19 protein-coding genes and 3 pseudogenes are annotated in these 21,021 nt (G+C 47.1%); 13 read left to right on the top strand and 9 right to left on the bottom strand.

Translation table 11 applies throughout. From position 1 onward, the window contains the following. Window positions 1-49: 49 nt before the first annotated feature. From HRE53_RS24775 to HRE53_RS24760, 4 genes and pseudogenes are all read left to right on the top strand, one after another. Window positions 50-1,799, top strand: a pseudogene (locus HRE53_RS24775) (ABC transporter ATP-binding protein/permease). Between the two features lie 104 nt (window positions 1,800-1,903). Next, entirely contained in the window at window positions 1,904-2,242 is a 339-nt protein-coding gene (locus HRE53_RS24770) for a hypothetical protein (protein WP_235108351.1), read from the top strand. Between the two features lie 373 nt (window positions 2,243-2,615). Then, window positions 2,616-3,101, top strand: coding sequence for an FRG domain-containing protein (locus tag HRE53_RS24765; RefSeq protein WP_315876664.1), 486 nt, complete (start codon window positions 2,616-2,618; stop codon window positions 3,099-3,101). Window positions 3,102-3,159: 58 nt separating this feature from the next. After that, window positions 3,160-4,216, top strand: a pseudogene (locus HRE53_RS24760) (IS630 family transposase). 193 nt (window positions 4,217-4,409) lie between these two features. On the opposite strand, the gene HRE53_RS24755 reads toward HRE53_RS24760, so the two are convergent. From HRE53_RS24755 to HRE53_RS24730, 6 genes are all read right to left on the bottom strand, one after another. Then, the gene (locus HRE53_RS24755; RefSeq protein WP_235108349.1) at window positions 4,410-4,733 is read right to left on the bottom strand and encodes a type II toxin-antitoxin system PemK/MazF family toxin; all 324 of its coding nucleotides are present in this window, start codon (window positions 4,731-4,733) and stop codon (window positions 4,410-4,412) included. Further along, a complete protein-coding gene (locus HRE53_RS24750; protein WP_235108348.1) occupies window positions 4,730-4,927 on the bottom strand; it encodes an addiction module antitoxin in 198 nt (65 codons plus the stop codon). Before HRE53_RS24750 ends, HRE53_RS24755 begins: the two co-directional genes overlap by 4 nt. Then, a protein-coding gene (locus HRE53_RS24745; RefSeq protein ID WP_235108347.1) for an ISKra4 family transposase occupies window positions 4,924-5,990 on the bottom strand; the annotation gives its coding sequence in 2 pieces (ribosomal slippage) (window positions 4,924-5,834 and window positions 5,834-5,990; 1,068 coding nt in all). Before HRE53_RS24745 ends, HRE53_RS24750 begins: the two co-directional genes overlap by 4 nt. 482 nt (window positions 5,991-6,472) lie before the next feature. Next, window positions 6,473-6,796 carry a type II toxin-antitoxin system PemK/MazF family toxin gene (locus HRE53_RS24740; protein ID WP_235108346.1) on the bottom strand — a complete coding sequence of 108 codons (324 nt, stop codon included), beginning with the start codon at window positions 6,794-6,796 and terminating at the stop codon, window positions 6,473-6,475. Further along, a complete protein-coding gene (locus HRE53_RS24735) occupies window positions 6,793-7,014 on the bottom strand; it encodes an addiction module antitoxin (RefSeq protein WP_235108345.1) in 222 nt (73 codons plus the stop codon). The genes HRE53_RS24740 and HRE53_RS24735 overlap by 4 nt, the downstream gene beginning before the upstream one ends. Before the next feature lie 116 nt (window positions 7,015-7,130). Continuing rightward, a complete protein-coding gene (locus tag HRE53_RS24730; protein WP_235108344.1) occupies window positions 7,131-7,517 on the bottom strand; it encodes a hypothetical protein in 387 nt (128 codons plus the stop codon). Window positions 7,518-7,605: 88 nt separating this feature from the next. On the opposite strand from HRE53_RS24730, the gene HRE53_RS24725 reads away from it, so the two are divergent. Next, the gene (locus HRE53_RS24725; protein ID WP_212665712.1) at window positions 7,606-8,211 is read left to right on the top strand and encodes a class I SAM-dependent methyltransferase; all 606 of its coding nucleotides are present in this window, start codon (window positions 7,606-7,608) and stop codon (window positions 8,209-8,211) included. 29 nt (window positions 8,212-8,240) lie between these two features. On the opposite strand, the gene HRE53_RS24720 is transcribed toward HRE53_RS24725, so the two are convergent. Continuing rightward, complete coding sequence (locus HRE53_RS24720) at window positions 8,241-8,846, bottom strand: bifunctional 2-polyprenyl-6-hydroxyphenol methylase/3-demethylubiquinol 3-O-methyltransferase UbiG (RefSeq protein ID WP_235108343.1); 606 nt, start codon at window positions 8,844-8,846, stop codon at window positions 8,241-8,243. A gap of 201 nt (window positions 8,847-9,047) precedes the next feature. Between HRE53_RS24720 and HRE53_RS24715 the strand changes: the two genes are divergently transcribed. Next, window positions 9,048-9,788 (top strand): HAD family hydrolase, encoded by a 741-nt coding sequence (locus HRE53_RS24715; protein WP_235108342.1) that lies wholly within the window; start codon window positions 9,048-9,050, stop codon window positions 9,786-9,788. A 141-nt stretch (window positions 9,789-9,929) separates the two neighbouring features. After that, on the top strand, window positions 9,930-11,186 hold the full coding sequence (metK, locus tag HRE53_RS24710; protein ID WP_235108341.1) for a methionine adenosyltransferase: 1,257 nt from the start codon (window positions 9,930-9,932) through the stop codon (window positions 11,184-11,186). Here metK and HRE53_RS24705 read toward each other — a convergent pair. Beyond that, entirely contained in the window at window positions 11,183-11,938 is a 756-nt protein-coding gene (locus HRE53_RS24705; protein WP_235108340.1) for a TIGR04283 family arsenosugar biosynthesis glycosyltransferase, read from the bottom strand. The two genes, metK and HRE53_RS24705, sit on opposite strands and share 4 nt — an antisense overlap. Window positions 11,939-12,057: 119 nt before the next feature. Here HRE53_RS24705 and HRE53_RS24700 point away from each other — a divergent pair, with 119 nt between their 5' ends. From HRE53_RS24700 to HRE53_RS24685, 5 genes and pseudogenes are all read left to right on the top strand, one after another. Further along, on the top strand, window positions 12,058-14,040 hold the full coding sequence (locus HRE53_RS24700; RefSeq protein WP_235108339.1) for a serine/threonine protein kinase: 1,983 nt from the start codon (window positions 12,058-12,060) through the stop codon (window positions 14,038-14,040). Window positions 14,041-14,245: 205 nt separating this feature from the next. Beyond that, a pseudogene (locus tag HRE53_RS35290) lies at window positions 14,246-14,293 on the top strand (hypothetical protein); the annotation flags it as partial. Window positions 14,294-14,323: 30 nt separating this feature from the next. Beyond that, window positions 14,324-15,499 carry a serine/threonine-protein kinase gene (locus HRE53_RS24695; RefSeq protein ID WP_235108338.1) on the top strand — a complete coding sequence of 392 codons (1,176 nt, stop codon included), beginning with the start codon at window positions 14,324-14,326 and terminating at the stop codon, window positions 15,497-15,499. Next, complete coding sequence (locus tag HRE53_RS24690; protein ID WP_235108337.1) at window positions 15,456-16,190, top strand: hypothetical protein; 735 nt, start codon at window positions 15,456-15,458, stop codon at window positions 16,188-16,190. Before HRE53_RS24695 ends, HRE53_RS24690 begins: the two co-directional genes overlap by 44 nt. Before the next feature lie 316 nt (window positions 16,191-16,506). Next, complete coding sequence (locus HRE53_RS24685; RefSeq protein ID WP_235108336.1) at window positions 16,507-17,457, top strand: metallophosphoesterase; 951 nt, start codon at window positions 16,507-16,509, stop codon at window positions 17,455-17,457. Between the two features lie 11 nt (window positions 17,458-17,468). On the opposite strand, the gene HRE53_RS24680 is transcribed toward HRE53_RS24685, so the two are convergent. After that, window positions 17,469-19,364 carry a M48 family metallopeptidase gene (locus tag HRE53_RS24680; RefSeq protein ID WP_235108335.1) on the bottom strand — a complete coding sequence of 632 codons (1,896 nt, stop codon included), beginning with the start codon at window positions 19,362-19,364 and terminating at the stop codon, window positions 17,469-17,471. Window positions 19,365-19,556: 192 nt separating this feature from the next. Here HRE53_RS24680 and HRE53_RS24675 point away from each other — a divergent pair, with 192 nt between their 5' ends. Then, complete coding sequence (locus tag HRE53_RS24675) at window positions 19,557-21,017, top strand: cryptochrome/photolyase family protein (RefSeq protein ID WP_235108334.1); 1,461 nt, start codon at window positions 19,557-19,559, stop codon at window positions 21,015-21,017. The last annotated feature ends 4 nt before the right edge of the window (window positions 21,018-21,021 follow it).

The raw sequence follows: 21,021 nt of genomic DNA, 5'->3' as shown, positions 1-21,021 counted from the left end.
CCTTAACTAAGTTAACGTCAGATATGGGACGGGTTATCGAAAAGGACTAATGGAACGATTTAATTTGCAAATTTTAGGGCGGTTTTGGAAAATCGCCATTAGCTATTGGAATAGCGAAGAAAAATGGAAAGCGCGGGGATTGCTCCTGCTCGTCATGGTGCTTTCTCTGGGCTATACCGGCTTAAGCGTGCTTCTCAACAATCGTCGGGGGGGGGGTGATGATTTCAGCCCTTTCCGCCCAGGATGAAACCCGGTTCTGGCAAACCATCATGATCTTCCTGGGAGTCCTGGTGGCTTATGCACCTATTTTTGCTGGTTATACCTATTTGCGGGATCGCTTAGGACTGCAGTGGCGACGCTGGCTAACCAATCGCTATGTGGATAACTATTTCAGCAATCGAGCCTACTATAACCTCAACAATCTGCATACGGACATCGATAACCCCGACCAGCGAATTGCTGAAGATGTCAAAAGTTTTACCCAGGGATCACTCACTTTTCTGCTGATTATTGTCGATTCCCTGTTAGGGATAATCGCCTTTAGCAGCGTATTGTGGAAGATTTCTTCTTCATTAGTATTGTTCTTAGTGCTTTATGCCGTCCTGGGCACCGTCGTCACGGTGGGAGTATTTGGGAAAGGGCTGGTCAGGCTAAATTTTGCCCAGCTCAAGAAAGAAGCTGATTTCCGTTTTAGTCTGGTGCGCATTCGCGAGAATGCGGAATCAATTGCCTTCTATCGGGGAGAGCAACAGGAAGCCGATCAGGTCAAAGATCGGTTTATGGAGGCCTTTGAGAACTTCAAGAACCTGATTATTTGGCAGCTGAATTTGAATGTGTTTTCCAATGCCTATGAGTTTTTGCCCTTTATCCTGCCTGCCATTGTCGTTGCTCCTGGCATCTTTGCAGGTGAACTTGAGGTGGGTAAGGTCTCTGAAGCCCAAGGCGCATTTATTCGGATCTTCTTTTCCTTGAACTTGATTGTGGCCCGTTTCCAAGAGTTAACCTCTTTTGGGGCAGGCATTGACCGTCTCTATACCTTTGCTGAAAATATAGAACAGCCTAGTCAGACGGAAGCAGAGGAATCGACTGAGTCTGATGCTGAAGAGGAAACACAGATTCAGCCTACCTTTGCCGTAGAGGAAGGGGATGGCTTATCTCTGGCTGAACTAACCCTAATGACCCCCAACTATCAGAGGACTTTAATTACCGATCTCTCGATGGCTTTGTCAGAAGGAGAAGGGCTGTTAGTCAAAGGGCCAAGCGGATGCGGTAAGAGTTCATTACTGCGGGCGATGGCTGGTCTATGGAATTCGGGCCAAGGCACCATCCACCGTCCTCAGCCAAAGGATATTCTCTTCCTACCTCAGCGTCCTTATATGATTGTGGGCAGTCTCCGGGATCAGATGATTTATCCCAATATGGAGATTGAGGCCAGTGACGAAGAGCTTAAGGCCATTTTGCAGCAGATTAATCTACCGGATTTAGATGAACGGTTTGAGGGCTTTGATGCGGTGGAAGATTGGTCTTCAGTTTTATCCTTGGGTGAACAGCAGCGGCTGACCTTTGCTCGGCTGTTACTGAATAAGCCCCAATATGCCATTCTGGATGAGGCCACGAGTGCCCTAGATTTGAGCAATGAAGCTTCTCTCTATCAGCAGTTACAGCATCTGGAAACGACCTTTTTGAGTGTGGGCCACAGATCAACGTTAACGAACTACCACGAGCGCACCCTGAAGTTGGCAGCGGATACAACCTGGGAATTATCTGAATCTGAAAAGGTGGAGAATGCGATCGCATAATTCGGAACGCTCAGGTGCATAAAGGGGAGGCTCAACTTACTCTTCTGAGAAAGGTTTGCCTCTGCCTATTACACCTATTAAACGTTGAGAAAAGGTCATCGAAAGTGGCTGATCAATTAGCTAATTTATTAAATCTGATCCTTCCAGATGAAAAAATCTTGTCAGACCTCTGGGAAACTGTAGACGATGGAAATAATAAAGTTGAGCTGAATGATACTTGGATTGAAATCCCAAACAAGACCCAGATCGATATTGTGACAAAAGCCTACTTTCTAGAGTCGTTTCCCAATATTGGTTTTGGGGTCTATAAAGTTCTTCTAGCCTTAGGTGGATTCAACCAAGGTTTACATGGCTTCCATTCTGCTGGAATATGCTTCTCAACAATGATCTATGATAGGAAAAGTGATTTAATCACTCTAGATTTCCACAAAGATTTTCGGTAAGGCTTTGATAAATATTTTGGCAATTTTAAGATTTTAGAGGCCAGAAAAATTGTAAAACTAGCCTGCCTATATAATTTACTTATTGTCTTTATTTATCTAATATCTAACTAATGGCTTTTATGTAAATGTAAAATGCATTTTCTTAACTAGTTATTAACAATGCGAAAAATCGAGCTTGATTCATGGGACGAACTTCCTACAACAGTAGAAGAAATTCGTACTGAATTTGAAAATTACACGTCGAGAAGAGGTATTTTATTTCGAGGGCACTCCAACGAGAAATGGAGACTTGAAACTACACTTGAGCGGAGAGGAGATAAAAATATTAGGCTTTATGATTACCTGATTAAAGCCCAAAAAATATGTTAATGAGATCGAATCAATTACAGGTCACCAATTTAATACACAAAAAAAAATTGATTTAAAAAGCCACTTACTGAATGCAAAAGTACAGCCAGATTATTTTGATTTTCCTTCTTATGAGTTCGCAATTTATTTGCGACACCACGGGTTCCCATCGCCTTTGTTAGATTGGTCAAGATCATTCTATGTTGCAGCGTTCTTTGCCTTTCAGAAACCAATACCACCAGAAGATAAAATTGCAATTTTTGTTTATATCGAGCGACCTGAAGGAACAAAATTTGTACACCATCTAGATCCCACTATTATTTCTCTGCCTCCTTTCACATCTGCTCACAAACGTCATTATGCACAGCAAGCAGAATACACTATTTGTGCTCAATGGAATGAAGGGAATGGCTACATTTTGCGCCCACACTCAGATGTTCTTGATCTCAATATAGAAAGCCAAGACATGCTAACTAAAATCACTTTATACTGCAGACGACTTGTGACTTAACATAGTAGCGGAGAGATTTGGCACACTGGGAGTATCCCCCACCTACTCTCTTACTTGCATGATTAAAATTGATTTCACCGCAGAGGAAATCCAACACCTCAACTACGAACGCTATCATCATCCTCACCCACGGGTGCAGCGACGGATGGAAGTGCTCTACTTGAAAAGTCAGGGTCTTCCCCATGCCCAGATTTGTCAGCTTTGTCAGATTAGTCGTCCGACCTTAGCTAAAACCCTTCGTCAGTATCAACAAGGCGGAATTGAAGGACTGAAGACCCTGGAATACAAAGGTCAACCTAGTTCACTCAATGCTCATAGCGATAGTGTGAGAGCCTACTTTGAGCACCACCCGCCCCGCACCAGTGCAGAAGCCCAAGCAGTCATTGAACAATTGACAGGCATTAAGCGTTCTCCAACCCAGATCAAAGCCTTCCTCAAGCGCATTGGTTGTCGCTATCGAAAAGTGGGGTATGTGCCGGGAAAGTCGAGTCTGCCCGAGAAAATTGAGGAGCAAGAGCAGTTTCGACAAACTCGCCTTGAACCCTTATTAGAGGAAGCTCAACGCCAAGAGCGTCTTGTCTTTTTTGTGGATGCTGCTCATTTTGTTCACCGGGCTTATCTGGGGTTTCTCTGGTGCCTTCGTCGGATCTTCATCCCGTCTCCTTCTGGCCGTCAACGATTCAATGTTCTGGGTGCACTCAACGCTGTCACCAAAGAAGTCACCAGTATCACCAACCACACCTACATCAACTCTCATAGCATGTGTCTGTTGCTAGCCAAGCTGGCACTACTCGACCCAGTCATACCCATCAGCGTCATTTTAGACAATGCCCGATATCAAAAATGCCAGCTGGTGACTGACTTTGCTGAGATCGTCGATATTGAGTTAGTCTATTTGCCCTCCTATTCACCCCCATTTGAATTTGATTGAGCGGCTTTGGCGCTTTGTGCGCAAGGAATGTCTCTACTCGAAGTATTATGCCGATTTTCACTCTTTCAAAGGGGCCATTCAACATTGCATTGATCAATGCAATGGAGAGCACAAGGCGAAACTAACAAGCCTTCTATCACTCAAGTTTCAGTCTTTTAAAGAAGTTAATATCTTAGCCGTCTAGAGTATACCGGGTACTCAAAGAACCAAAGCTCTCAGGTTCTTCCAAGATGCAAATATCAATCAATTCACTCTATTTCAAACAGAAGACGCTTTAATAAGTTCAATTGAGACCCGAATATTTGATATTGACAATACCTGATTTTCTCACTTTCTCGACTAGCAATGAGTGCTCTCTACTACTATCTAAATACTCATTAACTCAACCCAAGCTGCATTCGAACCGCTAGTTCTACCGCAGTCATTTCTTCAAGCGAAATTTCTCCTGCTTTCTTTCTTATTCTTTGCTTGGAAACGGCTGCCAATTGATCCGCCATTGCCTTACCTTGTCGACCGTGCAAAGTCACAAGGGCCTCACTGGGATATAGCCGAGATACATTTCTAGTGATCGGCACAACCTGAACTCGGTTGAGATTCCGGTTGGCAGCATTGTTACTGACGATAATGGCAGGTCGCTCTTTCTTGATCTCACCATCAACAGATGGATCAAAGTTAATCCACCACACCTCACCTCCATTCATGTTTCAACATCTCCAATCAGAGCTTCAGACCACTCTATAGCTTCTGATTCGCGCACTCTATCTTCAGCCATAAGTGTGTAGGCCGCATCAAGTTCATCCTTAAGGACGTATGGGCGGACTAAATCTTCAATAAACTGGCTGATAGAGCCCTTGCCAATAACCTTATAAAGTCCTTCATACAGGGAGCATGTCACCTTTGCATGCCAATTAAACCATTGAGATAAGCACACCGATGTGCAAGCACTTGCGGAACATTGCTTTCATTCCACTGCGCCCCTGAAATTTTGACTCTGCGACTAATCTGTTTGATAGCAGATTCAACAGCTCCAGACCCAATAGAACAAATTTGCTCACTCTGGTAATAGTCATAATTGACGATCCGATGCCGATGTTTGCGGATATAGTTACAAAAGACTTGGGCTTGCTTTTTCTTCAACGATTCAAACAGAGTCAAGGTTTCATCCACCTTCCCCTGCCATAAGAGTTGTTCAGGCTGGTGCAGACGCTTGAGAGATCCACCGACCTTATGAAGATTTTCCACCAGATGGTACCAGTCCAGAATCTCCCGTCGTTGCTCAGGTATACTCAGCTGACGAATGATGTTCCAAATGCCATCATGACCATCCCCTAAGCAAGTCACTGGAGAGGCTAACGGTTGCTGGTGAGTCCAGCCAATGAGCCGGGCATTATTGTGATAATCCGCAATGAGTCCCACGTCTGTTGCTAAGGTTTTATAGTCTTTCCACTGACAAGGTTGGCCTGCAGGTGTGCGGATGCGTACTTTGCCACCATCGACACTCACTTCAGTTAAAGCTTCGTGGGCCTGGGGCGTAGGAAACCGTTGCTGATGGACCAAGCGTTGCTGGGTTTTGGCTGCAACCTGAATACCCGTTAAATAAGCCACATCTTTAGCAGCTTGGGCATAGGAGACATTGGCACTGATGCGCAAGCAACAATTCTCTAAATGAGGACTGATTTGACGGTAGGAGGAAACGGCTAGACGACTTGCCTGTTGAGTTGTAACCCTTAGAGCGCCCAAGGTGCTTTTCAGTTGCCGGTTGCGCCCTGCTGCTGTGCCAGTAACTGTGCGGATAAAAAATGACCGAGTTCAGGACTGACATGGGTCTGGATTTGCTGACGCACCGTCATCTCAATGCCTTCTAGCGTCTTCATGTTTTCTGGGTCGCTTTCCTCATAGAGTAATTGTGCTATCGCATCGAGATGGATTTTGAGTTGAGCGGTTTTATCTGAGTTCATTGCTGAAGATTGCTGGGCAACACTTCATATCCTGAACGGTTTCAGATAAATCTGCAAAGGTGACATGCTCCCTTCATACACCTGTTCGTCAATACTGATCGTTAGTTTTCTATGCATGGGAAGAGCATGTACATATACGTATGCTAAAAATATGCCATTTCCCCATCTAATCAATTGATTAGCGTTCATAGTGCATTGCCAAAAAACAACTCAGAGCAACTATAACGGTCCATTGTTGAAGACTAGCAACATTCCCTAAATAGGGACTTAACATGCTTTCAACCTCTTCTTCAGGTTGATGTCCAAACCAGCTGGATAAGACATTGCGATCTTGATCGAAGAGAACCCAGCTTGGAGTTCCTGGCAGAAAATTGAGATGGAAGGTTTCACGATCTAATGCGATCTCATAACCACTGGTACCAAATATTGGTAGCCAATTCCCACGACTTGATACCTAACTGCTGAGTTTGCGATCAATGTCATTAACTCAGTCCGAGTTGTACCCGGATTGCCATTTCTACCGCAGTCATTTCATCAAGCGAAATTTCTCCCGCTTTCTTTCTTATTCTTTGCTTGGAAACGGTTGCTAGTTGATCTGCCATTGCCTTACCTTGGCGACCTTGCAAAGTTACAAGAGCCTCACTGGGATATAGCCGAGAGACATTACTAGTGATCGGCACAACCTGAACTCGGTTGAGATTCCGGTTGGCAGCATTATTACTGACAATAACGGCAGGTCGCTCTTTCTTGATCTCGCCACCGACAGATGGATCAAAGTTTATCCACCACACCTCACCCCTATTCATATTTCAACATCCCCAATCAGAGCCTCAGACCACTCTAAAGCCTCTGATTCGCGCGCTCTATCTTCAGCCATAAGTTTATAGGCTGCATCAAGTTCATCCTTGATAACGTGTGGGCGAACTAAGTCTTCAATAAACTGACTTATAGAACCCTTGCCAATAACCTCATAAAGCCCTTTATAGACCTGTTCGTCAATACTGATCGTTAGTTTCTTATGCATGGGAAAAGCGTATACGTATACGTATACGACTAATCTACCATTTTCTTAATTGATGATTGGCCATAGGCACATAGGCAACAATCACCCTAAAACAACCAAACGCTCCTATTGATCCATTACTGAACACTAGCGGCACTCCCTAAATAGGGGCTTAGCATGCGTTCAACCTCTTCTTCAGACCGATGTCCAAACCATCTAGATAAGACATTGTGATCTTGATCGAAGAGAATCCAGATTGGGGTTCCTGGTAGAGAATTGAGATGAAAGGTTTCACGATCAAATGCGATCGCAAACTTTAACGGCATCCCGTATCGCTCAATCTGCTTTTCTTGGAAATACTGTTGGGTGACCCCTACCATCTCGCCAGACTGCAATAGCTTCTGAGTATTCGCCGCAGTATACAGTTCAAAGTCTTCAAAAGCAGTCGACAATCCCAATACGTTGATGCGATCGCAACACTTCTCATCCCCTAATCTGGAAAGAAGTTTATTGAAATCATCCAACAGATTCACTTCCTTAACTCAGAACTTGAGTCAAAAACTAGCAATGATGGTTAGTACTGAAGATTGTTGTTGAGTGAAGATACTGGACATGTGGAATCAACGCTACGCTGACAACAGCTATATATATGGAACTGAACCGAATTCATTCCTAGCCGAACATACAGATATTCTCCTCAACCCAGTCCTATCTCTGGCGGAAGGGGAAGGACGAAATGCTGTATTTCTCGCTTCATTAGGATTTTTGGTACACGGCGTGGATGGCTCCGAAGTAGGCCTTACCAAAGCCCAAGGACTGGCACATTCAAAAGGCGTAGAAATCCAAACAGAAGTGGCTGATCTTGGCCTGTTTGAGCCACTAGCAAATCATTACGGATCGGTTATTTCAATCTCAGCCCATCTTCCCAGCGTGATTCGGAACAGACTTTACCCGTTAGTCGAGCAATGTCTAAAACCCAATGGCATTATCCTGCTTGAAGCCTATTCCGAAAACCAAATCACTCGGGATACGGGCGGCCCCAAAGATCTCGATATGCTCATGACCTGTGCCAAAGTTGAACAGGAATTTCCGAACTGTGAGCCGATTCTTATGAGGGAACTTGAGCGGGAAGTCTGTGAAGGGAAATACCATACTGGCATGGCCTCAGTCATACAATTCATCGCCAAAAAGAAAGAAAGCCTAAATTGCCAAGACTAACCTCAAGCCTCATCACTGGGTAAGCTTTCTTAGACTTTTTGTAGAACAATCCGAGTCCAAGTCACATTTTTCTTGCCCTTGACCAAACTGGGCTGATTTTCCAATACTAGGAGCGGTTTCAAACTAACCCTTTCTGCTTCCTGCAATGTTTTCTGGGCATTTGTAGGGAATACATAGGTGCCTACGCCAGCAGGACCATGACGCAGAGAGAGGGCAAAAATCCCTGTGGGTCTCAGTAAATCGGCAATGCGCGTTAAAGCAATTCTTCGTTCATCCTGATCGATATGATGCCAAACCGCTGATACCAGGGCAAAATCAAACCCTTCCTTGCGGTCTTCAAGACTTTGCAATAGCGGTAGAGAGTCATCGATCCACTCAATGCTGGTGCCATAAAGACTTTGTGCAACCGAGAGAAATTCCCTAGTGGGTTCTACGGCAACTACGGTATGTCCCATTTCAGCAAGGACAGCGGCATCACGGCCAATCCCCGAGCCAACATCCAATACATGGGATGGATCGGTGGGGATGAACTGAAGGATCGATTGATGCAGATCTTGAAATGCGATCCCATGAGTCGCTACAACAAATCGTTCGGTAGCTGCCACATATCCTTCAGTTCCTTTGACCCATAGCATATTTATCTCAACCCATTTACATCAGCGAATTAAACTCATAGGTAGCCGTTCAGAAGCAAGATTGGGCGCGAAGGAGGACTGATGCAGATCTCGACAATACCCCCATCAAAAAAATTCACACTGGAGCCATACATTATTTAGATACGTACTCCAGGGAATCTTCTACACTATGCTCACAGAACTGTAGGAAATGAGCTGTTTGTGGCCACCGTTCACTGTCTGGATCATACCTTTACCAATATTGAAGCCATCGTTTTTGATAAAGATGGCACATTAGCAGACGTAGAGTCTTTTCTTAAGAGCTTAGGGCAGAAATGCTCAAGCGTTCTAGAAGCAGAAGTTCCAGGTGTTCAAGACCCCCTATTACGAGCCTTTGGTATAGAAGAGACCTATATCAACCCAGCCGGGTTACTAGCTGTGGGGAGTCGTTACGAGAACAAAATTGCTGCTGCCGCCTATGTTGCCGCAACTGGACGCAACTGGTTAGAAGCACTAGAGATGGTTGAGTCCGCTTTTAATGAAGCCGATACCTATTTAATACCGAAAGCAGAGCATACTCCCCTACTTGCCAACTCCTTAGAAACCTTAAATACATTGTCAAAGACAGGGCTAAAGTTAGGAATATTATCTGCAGACAGTAGTGACAATGTCCAAGAATTCCTAGACACCTATCACCTGCAAGCACTATTCCAAGCTGCCCAAGGAGTTGACGGTACGATTTCGAAACCCGATCCCTCCTTATTCATTGATATTTGCGCTCAGATGGAGACACCCCCCAACCGAACTCTGATGATTGGGGATGCTCCTGTAGATATGAAAATGGCAAAATCTGCAGATGCAGCAGGTTGCATATTCGTCACTTGGGGATGGCATGCTCCAATCCCCACCCATCTCGCCGATATTTCCTTAGACAGCTGGCAGCAGCTCACCATCAGTCCATAGAATCTTATTCTTATCGTAATTGCAGGGTTCTACATCATTCTCTCCAAGTCCTTTCTGAAGAGAATGCTATAATTCTCTGGACTTACAGGAATTTTTGCTCATTATTGTTCTCTCGCTTTGCTCCTCAGGAGGATCAAGATCTTGCCTAAGCGTTATCTTTTCACTTCAGAATCTGTGACTGAAGGCCATCCCGATAAGGTTTGTGATCAAATTTCTGACACGATTCTTGATGCTCTACTCACTCAAGACCCCGCTAGTCGGGTCGCTGCTGAAGTAGTAGTTAACACTGGCCTCGTTCTCTTAACTGGAGAAATTACCACTAAAGCCCAAGTTAACTTTGTAGATTTAGTCCGTCAAAAAATCACTGAAATTGGTTATACCGACTCCGATAATGGCTTTGCAGCTAATAGCTGCTCTGTCCTAGTGGCATTGGATGAGCAATCTCCAGATATTGCCCAAGGGGTTGATTCAGCTCAGGAAACTCGCGAAGAAAAAAGCGATCAAGAGCTGGATGCCATTGGTGCTGGCGACCAAGGTTTAATGTTCGGGTTTGCCTGCAATGAAACACCCGAACTGATGCCCTTGCCCATCAGCCTTGCTCACCGAGTCACTCGACGATTGGCAGCCGTGCGCAAAACCCAATTGGGTTATTTACGACCGGATGGTAAATCTCAGGTTACCGTCACCTACGAAGATGGTCGTCCTGTAGGGATTGATACGGTTCTGGTTTCGACCCAGCATGACGCCACCATTGGCGATATTACCGCTCCTGCTGCAGTACAGGCCAAAATTAAGGAAGATCTGTGGAACACAGTTGTACTCCCAGTCTTTGCTGATATTGATATCAAGCCCGACGAGAATACTCGGTTCCTCGTCAATCCCACTGGCCAATTTGTGGTCGGCGGTCCCCAAGGCGATGCCGGACTCACGGGACGGAAAATTATTGTAGATACCTACGGGGGTTATTCCCGTCATGGCGGTGGTGCTTTCTCCGGCAAGGATCCCACAAAGGTAGACCGTAGTGCAGCCTATGCCTGCCGATATGTGGCCAAGAATATTGTGGCCGCTGGATTGGCAGAGAAATGTGAAGTACAGCTCAGTTACGCCATTGGCGTTGCCCGACCTGTCAGCATTTTGATTGAGACCTTTGGTACTGGCAAGGTTGACGAAGATCGCCTCCTGCAAGTGGTTCAAGAAAATTTTGAACTTCGTCCAGCTGGATTGATCCAAACCTTTGGCTTAACCAAACTCCCCGGTGAGCGTGGCGGTCGGTTCTACCAAGAAGTGGCGGCTTATGGTCATTTCGGTCGGACTGATATAGACCTGCCCTGGGAAGCAACCGATAAAGCTGAGCTGCTCAAGCAAGCCCTTAGCCCTGCAATGTCTGGCAACGCTTAACGAATTTCTTCGTAAAAGCGTTTGAGAAATTCGGCTGGTAAACCCATAAGCCACAGCCAACCTATCGAGTGATAGATGAATGTGGCTTTCCAAGCCCCCCATTTCTGCAATCTGCGGTCGGAGGTTTGGACAATGCGGTTTACCAGCCGAATTTTGCCTTGTTGGACAATTCTGGTACAGAAATCGGCATCTTCCATAATGGGCAGCCCCGGGTCAAAGCCGTCACAGTTCCAAAATGCTTGTTGGTCACAGAACATCACTTGATCACCAAACAAGACTCTAAACCCCTTACATAGGCAGAGATAGGGATGAGAAATCAGGGCGGCAATATAGGTTTTTAGGTAGTTTTGCAACGTGATGCCCCAGCGGGTACTTTGATCGCCACACATCAAAGCAATAAACCCCCCGCAGACGGTATTAGGATCGGCTAGGGTCTGAGTCATTAGGTCGACTAGATCATCGGGGACTAGGGTATCGGCATGGAGAAAACAAAGAATGTCTCCAGTTGCGATCGCAGCCCCGTAATTCATCTGCGATGCCCGGCCCCGCTCCGTTGCTGTCACCACAGAAAAGCTCGTCCCTTCCCAGGACTCAACATGGTGCTGAGCAATGGAAACCGTCGTATCAGTACTGCCCCCATCCACCAAGATAATCTCATGGGCGGGAGGCTCCAAGGCCATCAGATGCTTAAGGGTTCGGCTGAGAACCGTTGCTTCATTGAGCAGGGGCATAATGATAGACACTTGAGGCATGAAAACTCAGTTCAGCAACAGAATATGAACAAGGCCCCATTGATGATACGCGATGGTAAACCCCGCAGGAACTGAGATCATTGTGTGCCAGAATCAGGAGTGTTGCACAGGGGGCCTTGATGCTGGGTACTTTACTTGATCAGCGCTATAAGGTTACGGCAGTCTTAGGGGCCGGTGGATTTGGCCAAACCTATATTGCTGAAGATACTCGCCGACCGGGCAATCCCCAATGTGTGGTTAAGCATCTGAAGCCAGCCAGCTCTGATACCCAATTTATTGATGTGGCCCGGCGGCTATTTCGGACCGAAGCCGAGATGCTGGAGAAGCTGGGACGCCATGATCAAATTCCTCAGCTCCTCGCCTACTTTGAAGATCAAAAAGAATTTTATCTCGTTCAGGAATTCATTCAAGGTCAGACCCTGAGTGATGAGATGCCCCTGGGCCAACCCTTACCCGAAGCTCAGGTGCTAGGCATTGTGCAAGAAATCCTCAACGTCTTGCATTTCGTTCACTACCACCAAGTCATTCACCGGGATATCAAGCCCGATAACCTGATCCGTCGGCAAGCCGATGGTCATTTAGTCTTAATTGATTTCGGTGCCGTCAAAGAAATCCGCACTCAAATTGCTCCAGCGGATCAATCCGTTGGCTACACCGTGGGCATCGGCACCCAGGGCTATATGCCCGGTGAGCAATTATCAGGCCGTCCCCGCCTCAACAGCGACATTTATGCTGTTGGCATGATTGGTATCAAGGCCCTAACGGGGGTAGAGCCGATGCAACTTCCCTTTGATGAACAAACGGCGGAGCTTCAGTGGCGTTCCTTGGCCCCCCCCAAGCGTCCCCCCAGGTTTGCTGAGATCTTGGAACGGATGGTGCGATCTCAATTCAATACCCGCTACCCATCTGTGGCAGACGTCCTCCAAGATTTACAACTCCTTTCGCAACCTTCATCTCCCCCCATTCCTCCCACCGAGCCCGTCATCTACAGTGCTCCCATTCCTAACGCCAACCCCACCGACTTGCCTGCCACCAATGTTGTCAGTCCAAAACCCGTGCCTCTCCAACCCTCTCGTGGTTCTTGGTGGATTGCTGCAGTCATCGTCGGTTTATCGGGTCTAGGGGGTGCTTACGCCCTCGGTCTGATGCCCAACTTTTCGGGGCTCAATGGCCGATCTACAGATCCGACTGTGAGTCCCTCTGCCTCTGTTGAACCCTCTGTTGGGCCCTCCCCCTCCTTGACTCCTTCCCTCATCAGAAACGTCAACCCTCTTCCCTCTAACTGCAGGGTCACCGTCAACGATCCGAATCCTCCCTTGAACATTCGTTCCAGTCCAGAAGTCACCCCCGACAATATCGTCGCCACCGTTGATAACGGCACCCCCTTGTCCGTGCTCGGTTCACAAGGGAAGTGGCTACAAGTTCAATCTCCTGACGGTTGGGTTTCTAAAAACCTCACCCAGCAAGTGTGCCGATTAGCACCAAATCGGGTTCGATTCGCCCCAGGGGCAACAGGCACTTTACTGGCACAAACCTTGAATCAGCATGAACGGCAACCCTTCTTACTCAATGCTCAAGCCCAACAATCTATGACCGTGCGCTTATCCAGCGGCGATGTAGAGGTCCAAATCCTCGATCCTCAAGGTCGTATGATTGCTGAGGCAAATCGTCAAACGCCTAGCGATACCACAGCATTACCCTCGAATGGGAACTACACCATCGCCGTAGAAAATCAGCAACCTGGGGCTGAACGCTTTTCCCTAGATGTTGAAGTCGTTACGCCCAGGCAAATCCCCCCTAAAGACACCACCTCAAGGGTGAAGTTCGCCTCTGGTGCAACGGGGACTCAGCTCAACAGCACCATTCAAGCAGGCCAACAACAGCGGTATTTACTCAATGCTGGGGCACAGCAATTGATGCGGGTCAATATCGCCCAAGGAGATATTCAGGTGACACTCTTCAGTCCCGGTGGTCAACCTTTAGGCCAACTCAGCCCCCAAGCAGCCAATTGGCAAGGACAACTCCCTCAATCTGGAGAGTACCGTTTAGACGTGACGGCAACTCAAACCAGCCCTTACAGCATCGATATTGATATTGAATAAAAACTGGGAAATTTAGGTGATCCTTGTCATTCGAAAAGGACCTAGACTGAGCTAGGTTATGATGTGAACGCAGGAAGTCTTGGACATCCTATCAATTACTCATACAGTAATAATCAATGGCTACACGCCAGTATGGGAAAGGGATAAATCACTTCTGCTTTTCACTTGGTTTGGACCTTGCTGCATTGATTGAAATGCTAACTTTATGACTCAGATTACGTGTAGTTCCTGTGGGCGAGAAAATTCTTCAGACTCCCGATTCTGCCAATATTGTGGGATTTCAATGTTGAAACCTCCTGTGACAGGTTCAGGCAGCCCTGCAGTCGTACCCCAAACCAGTAATCAATCTTCAATTCCACCCACCCAAGCAATTGCAGACTTAGACGCCACTGAAAATACCCAGACCTCATTGCCCCCTGGTACACGACTCCGCGATCGCTACATAATCCAACACCAGCTAGGACAAGGGGGATTTGGCAGAACCTACCGAGCTGAGGATACTGGGCGCTTTAACGAAATTATCGTGCTCAAGGAATTGACCCCATCGGTTCAAGGCACCTACGCCCTTAAGAAAGCCGAAGAGCTCTTTCAAAGAGAAGCAGCCACCCTTCATCGCCTTGAACATCCCCAAATCCCCAGATTCTGGGAGATATTCACTGCCCAGAAGCGACTATTCCTAGTCCAAGATTTTGCCGAAGGCTCCACCTACCAACAACTGTTAGAAGGACGCCAACAGCAAGGGCAAACCTTTAACGAAACAGAAACCACACAACTGTTTCGGGATCTGCTGCCCGTCTTAAGTTATCTCCATGGCCAGGGAGTCATCCACCGAGATATTTCCCCTGATAACATTATCCGGCGGAACAAAGATGGTTTACCCATCCTGATTGATATGGGTGGGGTAAAGCAAGTTGCCATAGACGTTGCGACAGAAGTTGCCACCGAACGGAGTTCCCCTGGAGCGTCCACGGGAGGGACTCGCTTGGGGAAAATTGGGTATGCGCCTGATGAGCAGATGCGATTAGGTTTAGTTGCTCCCCATAGTGATTTATATGCCTTAGCGGTAACGGCTTTAGTGCTGATGACCGGACATCCACCCCAACAACTCCAAGATCCCCAATCTCTAGAATGGCTATGGCAGAAAGAACTCAGCTTAAGCTCTAATTTTTCTGACACCCTCAACAAAATGTTATCGCCCCCGGCCGGTGGATCGGTATCAGTCCGCAGCGGAAATCATCCAAGCGCTCAATACTCAGATAGAGCCGCCCCCCCACCAAAATCATGCAGCCACCCCCCCCGTCGCTGGAGTGCCTCCGACCATGCCGCCAACGATGCCCGCGGCACCTCCTCCGACTCAACCGTCTCCCCAAACCACCCAGTCAGCGAACCCTTTTTCTGCCAACTATTCTGCCCCTGTGCAACAAATTGCTGCGGTGGAAGCAGATCAAAGCAAGAGTAACGTTAAGTTGTGGACCATCGCCGGTGGATTGACCTTCATTATCCTGGGCGGTCTTGCTTACGCTGGATTTAATGGCAGTAATAACAGTGTCGATCCAGTCGTATCAACCGAAGAATCTAGTTCGCCGACTGCCTCTAGCTCTCCTTCCCCTCGGGTTAGCCCTTCACCCAGCCCATCCCCTTCCAGTAGGCGGCGGTTTAAGTCCGTTGATATTGATAAGTTATCCACCTATACCCATAAAACCAAAGCCTTTTCCTTACTGGCTCCCGATGGATGGAAAAGCAAAGACAATAGCAAGCCGGGTGAAGTGATTGTGTTATGGACCGATCCAACCCGTAACGGTGGACTCGTCGCCGACATTTTCGATGTTGACTACGATCCCACCCAGGATGATTTAACCAAGTTACTCCAAGACTTTCTCAAGAACTCTTTTGAGAAGGAGCCAGGTTTCTTTCTCCGAGATGCTAAACCCCAAAAAGATGGCAGTGTTTTGCTCATTTGGGGTTATACAGCCAAAGCAACAGGTAACATTAAAGTTAAACTGCTGGGCAATAGCTTTATTGAACGTAAAGGGAAGCGAGTGGCCATTCTGAGCTTCATCGTTCCAAACGATCAATTCAAGGAACTGGAAAAACCCCTCAATCGAATTATCAATAACTACAAAATCAATACAGAAGCCAAAATCCCTTAAATAAGGGATGGGAATGTGGAACTTTTCTAGGATGGTAAGGCTCAAGATAGCGAAACAGTCTCACATCATTATGAAGCGCTTAATCACTTCTCAGTCCATTGCGCACAAGGATGACCCTACCCACCCGGCCCCCCATGAAACTTTCTCGAAGCCACCTCCTTTGGGTTACTAGTATTCTTGCTGGTGGGGTCGTTTTGTCTGTGGGGGATTTATCGGTGGGTCTCTTCCCAAGGCGTTCAAGCATCTTCGACCTCTTCAACCCCAGCTTCTGCACCCTCGTCTCCGGGTCCTGCTCCAGATTTATCCAAGACGGCTCTTGCGCCCCCCAGGACTATTTGCCCCACTAAGGGGAGATGTGCGATTAGTGGTGATGAGTGATCTCAACAGCCAGTATGGGTCAACTCGCTACGCTCCAGAAGTCACTAAAGCAATCTCACTGATTCCTGGCTGGCAACCTGATTTAGTTTTGAGTGGGGGAGATATGGTGGCGGGCCAATCGCGTTCTCTCAACCGGGCTCAAATTCAAGCCATGTGGGCTGCATTTGATCGCAACATAGCAGCCCCCCTTCGCCAAGCTCAACTCCCTTTGGGATTCACCATCGGCAATCACGATGGCTCAGGAGCTTTATCACCTGCGGGCAGCCCTATTTTTACGGTAGATCGGCAAGTTGCGTCCTCCTATTGGAATCAACAACGCCCAGATTTACCCTTTGTCGATCGGGCAAACTTCCCGTTCAATTACACTTTTGCTCAGAATGACATCTTCTATCTGGTTTGGGATGCTTCCACCGCTAAGATCACCCAAGAGCAAATAGCCTGGGTGGTGAGAAGCCTTGAGAGTCCAGCAGCCAAAAAGGCTAAACTTCGAATCATGATTGGTCATCTCCCCCTCTATGGCATTGCGGTGGGACGCAACAAACCCGGTGAATATTTGCACAATGCTGAACAGTTACGGGTGATCATGGAGCGCTATGGCGTTCATACCTATATCAGTGGTCATCAACATGCCTACTATCCCGGTCGCCGGGGACAGCTCCAGCTTCTGCATACAGGAGCATTAGGCGGCGGTCCTCGTCAATTAGTGGGGAGTGATCGCACCCCTCAGAAAACCTTAACGGTGGTGGATATTGACCATAAAGCGTTATCAACGACCTATACGACCTACGATATGAAGACCCTACAGGTGATCAGTCACCAACAACTGCCCCGCCAAATCGCTGGGCAGAATGGTACCGTCTATCGCCGGGATATAGGCATAGTCCCATAGAGCTAACTCCACTAGGACTGAGGATATATTTTAGCTCCAGGCAATCGTTTCAAACGGTCCCAATGGACTAGCTCGTCGTGGAAATATAAGGCATAGTCTGACGAGAATGAGATCGCAACATTGATCACGCCTTTCAGTTTATGATTGCTAAAGTACTCATGCTCCTTTCGATTAAATGGACGTCGAGTCATCCCAAAAATATAGTAGGGACATTCAGGAAAGCGTTCGAGCACTCTTTGAACCAAGTAGACCGTTTTTATCTCTGGATAACTGGAGAAGTGCTCCGTTAGCTGTCGAATTTCTGCCTCTGGTAATCCATGAGGTTTGAACTGTGTATTCTGGGCAAACTGCGAACGTTCAGTCAACGCCATCTTCCAGGCTTTCTGATGCTGCTGCCATCGTCGTTTATAAGGTTCAGCCAGATCCGGCTGATGTCGTTGGTGATAGTAGCCATAGAGCTGACGACAGGCTGAAGTCACGAGGGAAGGATCATGATCCATCGCATATTCAAGGTGTGTCACTCCGTCGGCTTGCCCTTCCTCTGTCAATAAATATCCAACCCAATAGCGAGCATTAGCCTGGTGAGGGTTCTCCACAATAATCGATTGGAACATGGATAGGGCTTGCTGTCGATCCTGAAGTTGCCAGGTGGTTGAAGCCCGTTTCATTTGCTCTTCTAGGGTCAGCAGATGTTCAGGCCTTTGATTCAAGCGGTGTAACCCAGCCAACTGATGTTGACTATAGTCATGATCATCAACCCACTCCTCAGTTTCTTCTTGTTTTTGAAATTGATTCAATTGGGCGGTTAAGTCAGGAAATGTATCCCCCAATAAAACTGTAGCATTCAATTTAGGAGGCAATAATTCTACTGGGGAATAGGCCAACCTCTCCAGACGTTCTGACAAACATGGATGAGTCGAGGCATTGGTGGTTTGCTGAGCAAGACACAGGGCCAACCATCTACGATATTGATCTAGAGACATTCCTGATCGAAGAACCTGGAGGATCTGGGAAATAGAATCATCGTCCGGTTCTGACTGGTGGAGTGTTCGGCGGTAATGGGTAGACCAATACTCTTTCAAGAGCAGATGATCATACACATAGAGCCAAATAAGTGCCTCTGCTTGATGGTGAGCCCCTACTATTCCTGCTGCCCGCCGATCGGCCTCATACTCTTGAGCACGAGCATGGACAAAAGAAAAAGCTCTAAAGAATGGTCCATACCACCTAAAAAAACGGTCAAACAGAAATCCTCCACTACTATGCTCAAAACGTTCTGCTAGGTCATACCACGTCCGACGAATTCGATAAATCCATGCTGACGCTCGACCATCATCTCCACAGAGATGGGCAAGCTCATGGGCGAGTACGGCTTTGCACTGCTGGGGAGACAGCGCTTGCAAAAGGGGCAGGCCAATTAACAAATAGTTGCTTTGCCAACCGATCAATCCAAATCGAGGACGCTGAACAATAGCAGCATTGAGCTTCCCATTCAGGATGACATTATTCAACTTGGGCGCTTTCATCGCCAATGCTAATTCATCAAGCATGGCAAACAACTCGGGGACTTGTTTCCGAGTCATGGGAATCCCCTTAGGCCGATCAAAGCGAACGAAAAACAAGCGCAGCAGACTAAACCCAACCAAGATAGTCACATAATTGAGAGATTCAATCATGTCCTGGTCTTGAATGGCGGTTAAATACAGTCGAATTCCCCATAGCCCCGCAAATAACAGGACAAATACAGCCAGGATATAGATATAGCCTAAACAAGCTAACAGCCTTAAGCGACTCCGGTAGAAACTTGGATTTCGTTGAGCCATTGTCTCAACCCGGTAGACTAAAGCATCAAATTCCTCAGGTGTGGAGATTTTTCTGAACGAGATCCACTGAAACCACCGTTGCATAGCTACAAAAAATTGACCTTCTTTCTACCTAAAGTATGCCCAGCAGAAGAACTTTGAGATTTGGGCTCAATGTTTCAAGTGGTCATTCAAGGGTCAGGTGAACTCAATCCATGCCCACACCTCAATTTCCTCGGCAGTCCTGACAAGAATTTGTATGATAGGGAACTGTTGCCAAAACAGAAGATAAGGCTCATGGAGTCAACCCTCATTTACCCCCATCAGTTGTATGAAAACCATCCTGCTGCCTCACCAGATCGCATCCCCTTCTTAATCGAAGAGCCGCTCTTTTTTCGCCAATACCCATTTCACAAAAAGAAGATTATTCTGCATCGAGCTTCAATGCAGAGCTATGCGGATCAATTGCGAGAGCAAGGCCATACAGTTCAGTATTTAGAAAGTAGTGAACTCAACTCTTCCTCCACCGTTTTTTCTATTCTCCATAGCCAAGGCATTGGCTGTGCCCATATCTGCGAAGTCACCGATGACTGGTTAACGCAACGAATTATTAAAGCAGCGCAGACATTCGACATCCAACTGGTTTGGCATCCAACCCCCAACTTCTTAACCCAAACCTCAGAATTAGAATCCCTATTGCCTGCAAACAAGTCGTTACGGATGAATTCCTTCTATATCAAACAGCGTCAACGACTCGGGATTCTCCTTGATGGCGAGGGTCCAGTGGGGGGCAAATGGAGCTTTGATGCGGACAATCGTAAGCGCCTGCCTAAAAAAATTGAGCTTCCTTCTATTCGGTGGCCTGCTGCCAATACCTATGTCAAAGAAGCGGTTGCCTACACCCAGCAACACTTTGCCCAGAATCCAGGCAGTAGTCATGGTTTTGCCTATCCGATTGACCACGCCAGTGCTCTTCATTTCCTCAACCAATTTTTAGAAACCCGTATTGACCAGTATGGTGCTTACCAAGATGCTATCGATGCCGACCAATCCTACTTATTTCACTCGGTTTTGACCCCTGCCCTGAATATTGGTTTATTACATCCACAAGAAATCGTTCAAGCCACATTAGATAGGCATGCAGATCGCCCCATTCCTCTCAACTCGCTGGAAGGGTTTATTCGGCAAGTGATTGGCTGGCGGGAATATGTCCGCGGCGTCTACCTTCTAAAAGGACGAATCCAAAGAACCACTAATTTTTTCCAACACCATCGACCTATCCCTAAACTATTTTGGGACGCCAACACGGGCATCCTCCCCTTTGATCCGGCAATGCAGCGGGTATTAGACAGTAGCTATGCCAACCACATTGAACGATTGATGGTGTTTAGTAACCTATTCTTGCTCTGCGAATTCGCCCCAGATCAGGTTTATCGCTGGTTTTCATCGCTGTTTATCGATGCCTTTGATTGGGTGATGGTTCCTAATGTGTATGGCATGGGCCAGTATGCCGACGGGGGCCTAATGATTACGAAACCCTATGTCAGCTCTTCCAACTACCTGCGCAAAATGAGTTATTTCAAGCAGGGAGACTGGAGTGTCCTCTGGGACGGCTTATATTGGCGCTTTATGCACCAGCATCGATCGTTATTTGAGCGCAATCCTCGCACGCGGATGACGGTCAGCCACCTGGATCGCATGGGTGACAAGCTAGATCAGCATTTGCAGGTATCCGCAGCCTTTCTTGACAGTTTTTAGATCA

The sequence above is a fragment of the Acaryochloris sp. 'Moss Beach' genome (genome assembly GCF_021497025.1).
GTDB lineage: Bacteria > Cyanobacteriota > Cyanobacteriia > Thermosynechococcales > Thermosynechococcaceae > Acaryochloris > Acaryochloris marina_A.
Note: the sequence above shows the minus strand (reverse complement) of the source record. Positions and strands in the feature narration are given on the sequence as shown.

What these genes read in the sequence shown, in the direction of transcription:
- HRE53_RS24755 (WP_235108349.1), bottom strand. Translation starts at nt 4,733, where the DNA reads ATGAATGGAGGTGAGGTGTGGTGGATTAACTTTGATCCATCTGTTGAT.
- HRE53_RS24740 (WP_235108346.1), bottom strand. Translation starts at nt 6,796, where the DNA reads ATGAATAGGGGTGAGGTGTGGTGGATAAACTTTGATCCATCTGTCGGT.
- HRE53_RS24735 (WP_235108345.1), bottom strand. Translation starts at nt 7,014, where the DNA reads ATGCATAAGAAACTAACGATCAGTATTGACGAACAGGTCTATAAAGGG.
- HRE53_RS24725 (WP_212665712.1), top strand. Translation starts at nt 7,606, where the DNA reads ATGTGGAATCAACGCTACGCTGACAACAGCTATATATATGGAACTGAA.
- HRE53_RS24720 (WP_235108343.1), bottom strand. Translation starts at nt 8,846, where the DNA reads ATGCTATGGGTCAAAGGAACTGAAGGATATGTGGCAGCTACCGAACGA.
- HRE53_RS24705 (WP_235108340.1), bottom strand. Translation starts at nt 11,938, where the DNA reads ATGCCTCAAGTGTCTATCATTATGCCCCTGCTCAATGAAGCAACGGTT.
- HRE53_RS24700 (WP_235108339.1), top strand. Translation starts at nt 12,058, where the DNA reads ATGCTGGGTACTTTACTTGATCAGCGCTATAAGGTTACGGCAGTCTTA.
- HRE53_RS24695 (WP_235108338.1), top strand. Translation starts at nt 14,324, where the DNA reads ATGTTGAAACCTCCTGTGACAGGTTCAGGCAGCCCTGCAGTCGTACCC.
- HRE53_RS24680 (WP_235108335.1), bottom strand. Translation starts at nt 19,364, where the DNA reads ATGCAACGGTGGTTTCAGTGGATCTCGTTCAGAAAAATCTCCACACCT.
- HRE53_RS24675 (WP_235108334.1), top strand. Translation starts at nt 19,557, where the DNA reads ATGGAGTCAACCCTCATTTACCCCCATCAGTTGTATGAAAACCATCCT.